The 3,417-nt window shown below is 63.6% G+C and carries 1 protein-coding gene and 4 pseudogenes; 3 read left to right on the top strand and 2 right to left on the bottom strand.

The features are described 5' to 3' along the window. Nucleotides 1-167 precede the first annotated feature (167 nt). Nucleotides 168-983: an IS21-like element helper ATPase IstB gene (gene istB / locus IVA87_RS23555; RefSeq protein WP_247335187.1), complete on the bottom strand. Its 816-nt coding sequence runs from the start codon at nucleotides 981-983 to the stop codon at nucleotides 168-170. Further along, nucleotides 980-2,528 (bottom strand): annotated as a pseudogene (gene istA / locus IVA87_RS23550) (IS21 family transposase). The gene istB and the pseudogene istA overlap by 4 nt, the downstream one beginning before the upstream one ends. Before the next feature lie 158 nt (nucleotides 2,529-2,686). Between istA and IVA87_RS23545 the strand changes: the two are divergent. The 3 pseudogenes from IVA87_RS23545 to IVA87_RS23535 all read left to right on the top strand — a co-directional run. Further along, nucleotides 2,687-2,866: pseudogene (locus tag IVA87_RS23545) on the top strand (IS630 family transposase); the annotation flags it as partial. A 10-nt stretch (nucleotides 2,867-2,876) separates the two neighbouring features. Continuing rightward, nucleotides 2,877-3,269, top strand: a pseudogene (locus IVA87_RS23540) (transposase); the annotation flags it as partial. An 8-nt stretch (nucleotides 3,270-3,277) separates the two neighbouring features. Next, nucleotides 3,278-3,417: pseudogene (locus IVA87_RS23535) on the top strand (IS630 family transposase); the annotation flags it as partial.

Here is a 3,417-nt window from a genome sequence, read left to right as displayed (position 1 = left end):
TGCGCTATGCCGATGGCTCCGCACCAGCTCCCGTCGCTACCACCGCCCATTCGGGTAAATCCAACAGCCGGGGCGAACTCAGGACTGGATAAAACTTGGCGAGGTGATGATTGCCGCGCAGATTGTCGCGCGCAAGAGTTTTGTTGAACTCTGATTGTCGCGGAGCGTCAATCAGCGAGGGTTTTGGGTGTCGCGTGCGCGGGCGGCCGTCCCGGACCGCGTTTTCGATCGAGCGCGGTGCGTCTGCGATAGCTCTCGACGTTCATCTCCACGATGGTGGCGTGGTGAACGAGACGATCGATTGCGGCGAGGGTCATGGCGGGGTCCGGGAAGACCTTATTCCATTCGCCGAAGGGCTGGTTGGCGGTGATCAGCATCGAGCGGCGCTCGTAGCGTGAGCTGATGAGTTCGAACAGCACGCTGGTCTCGGCCTGGTCCTTGGTGACGTAGGCAAGGTCGTCAAGGATGAGGAGATCGAAGCGATCCAGGCGGTTGATCGCGGCCTCGAGGTTGAGCTCGCGGCGAGCCACCTGGAGCTTTTGCACGAGATCGGTGGTGCGGGTGAAGAAGACGCGCCATCCGTTCTCGATGAGGGCCAGGCCGATAGCTGCCGCAGCCAAGTGGCTCTTGCCGCCACCGGGCGGCCCGAACAGGAGCAAATTGGCGCCCTTGCCCAACCAGCTGTCACCGGCGGCGAGCGCCATCACCTGCGCCTTGGAGATCATCGGCACGGCCTCGAAGTCGAAGCTGTCGAAGGTCTTCTCGGCAGGCAGCCGTGCCTCGACGAGATGGCGCTCGGTGCGCCGGCGGCCGCGTTCGGCGATCTCGTGCTCGGCGATGGTGGCGAGGAAGCGGGCCGCTGGCCAACCTTCCTTGTCTGATTGCTCGGCAAATTGCGCCCACAGCACCTTGATGGCTGGGAGGCGGAGCTCGTTGAGCAACAGATTGAGGCGCGCGGTATCAACGGTATTGGCCACGCTCATGCGGCACCTCCGATCTCGGCAGTACCGATGAGGCATTCGTAGGTAGCAAGGGGTGCGAGCTGCACCACGACGTTCGGCAGGTGGGCGGGGTCAGGAGCGAAGTGAGCGCGCAGCCGGTTAAGTTCGGGCAGTCGGCCGGCCTCGAGGTCGGCTGTGAGTTGATCGGCGAGTTCGGCCTCGCAGCCACGCTCATGAGCGAGCGCGAGGAGATCGACCATGATCCGGCAGGCCTTCTTGTCCGGTAACCGCTCGCGCAATCGGTCGAAGGTTCTCCGATCGGCCTCGCGCGGGAACAGCCTGTCCCGGTAGACCAGATTGAGAAGCGCCATTGGCTTGCGCCGCAGGGAATGGATCACGTGCCGATAATCGACGACCTGGTCGTGCTTGCCGTTGGGATGCGGCCGCCCGCGCGGCAAGGTAAGGAGATGCGTGCCACCGACGAACACGTCGAGGTGATCGTCGTAGAGGCGCGCCCGCAACCGGTGGCCGATCAGGCGCGATGGCACGGTGTAGAACACCTTGCGCAGGGTGAAGCCGCCGGACGACGTCACGCGGACGACACCTCTTCGTAGTCGGAGGTGCGGCGGTCAGGCAGCTCCTGCAACACCACGCGCTCGCTATCAATCCGCTTGGCGTTGCGGGCATTGCGGCGGCTGACGATCTCGTCGACGAAGCCGCGATAGGTGGCAAGATCGTCGAAGTCGACAGTTCCGCGCAGCAGCAAGGCGTCGGCGATTGCTCGCTTCAGATGACCGTGGGGCCCTTCGATCGAGCCATTCTCGTGGGCGACACCTCGATTGTTGCGGGAAGGCCTCATGCCGTAGTGGGCACAAAGGGCCTCGTATCGCTGCGTCAGATCGTCCCGTGCATCACGATCCAGATTGCAGAATGCGGCCGACAGACTGTCGGTCCGATGCTCCCGCGGCGCCCCACCGAGCGACCAGAGGGCATTCTGCAGGCCTTCGGCCAGGGCAACGAAGCTCTCACCGCCAAGCACGACGTGGGCGTGCTCGAACCCGCAATAGGCCAAACGGAAGTGATAGAGACGATGATCGAGCGGGACCCCGCGATCGTCACACCCAACTCGCCCATGTCTGTGAAATCGGAGAGGCCGAGCTGGCCGGGCTCATGGGTCTGGCGGAAGATTACCTCCTGCTCCTCGCCGTGGATCGCCCGCCAGGCACGGATACGGCGTTCCAGGGTACGACGGATACCGCTGCCGAGATCCGGATGGCGTCGGAGCATCTCCTCGAAGACCGCCACCGGGCGTAAGCCAGGTGCCGCCTTCAGGATCGGGACGATCTCGGTCTCGAACACCTCGCTCAACGGGTCCGGTCGTCGCCGGCCGCGGGGAGCCTTCCTTTGCGATGGAAGTCGGGGGTCTCTCTCGATCCGATAGGCGGTCGACGCACTGAATGACGCCTTGGCCGCCGCCACTGGCGGACTATCGGTCTGACGGTACTTCATGTAGAGCCTCATCTGGTGATCTGTGATGTGTCGGCCGGGCAAGCGAGTGATTCCTCTTGGCGGAAGAACCACTTGCATAACCTGCCGGCCGCGATCACCAGTCGGCGCGGTCCCTCGCGGATCGCGCCGACGCCGGGCTCGTAACTCCGGTCGGGCTACGCCCTCCCTTCGTCACGAGCCCGGCGAAACTCTCTCACCTTGATTGACGCGCTCTTCCATCCTGATCGCCGCGCGACATTCCGCACGGCCGCTGGAAGACCATGACCTTCTTGGCGGCCCTGCGCCATGACCGGATCGATGCGCCATGGTTCATCGAGGGCCCGATCGACGGCGTGAGCTTTCGCACCTATGTCGAGAAGGTTCTTCTGCCCGTCCTTCGACCCGGCGACATCGTCGTCTTGGATAACCTCGGTAGTTGTCCGTGAACACACCCTTCGCGACGTCATCGAGCGCACCGAGAGCCTCACCGGCTGCCCGATCGAACGGGCCTATGTCGACAAGGGATATCGCGGCCACGACACACGAAATCCGCGCCGCGTCTTCATCTCAGGCCAGAAGCGCGGCGTCTTCGGCGTCATCAAGCGCGAGCTACGCCGCCGTTCCGCCATCGAGCCCATCATCGGACACATGAAGAACGAAGGTCACCTTGGCCGCTGCTATCTCAAAGGCCGCGCCGGAGATGCCGCTAACGTTCTCCTCTCGGCCGTTGGCCACAACCTCCGCCGTGTCCTGGCTTGGCTCAGAGACCTTTTGTCCCTCTTCCTGCTCTCACTCTGGCCAACGCTCAACTGTCCAGTTCAGCCCAATTCGGCTTATTAACGATCGACTATCAAGATCGCGTCGAAGCTGAGCGGCTGGCCTTCATCGACGAGACCTGGACCAGAACCGATATGGCACCTTTGCGGGGATGGGCGCCGCGCGGGCACAGACTTCCCGCCAAGGTTCCGCACGGCCGCTGGAAGACCAT

The sequence above is a fragment of the Bradyrhizobium sp. 147 genome (assembly GCF_023073935.1).
In the GTDB taxonomy this organism is placed as follows: Bacteria; Pseudomonadota; Alphaproteobacteria; order Rhizobiales; family Xanthobacteraceae; genus Bradyrhizobium.
The sequence above is the reverse complement of the archived record's forward strand: the minus strand, read 5'-3'. Positions and strand labels throughout refer to the sequence as shown.

Excerpts from the sequence above, each read along its gene's own strand:
- istB (WP_247335187.1), bottom strand. The coding sequence starts at position 983 with ATGAGCGTGGCCAATACCGTTGATACCGCGCGCCTCAATCTGTTGCTC.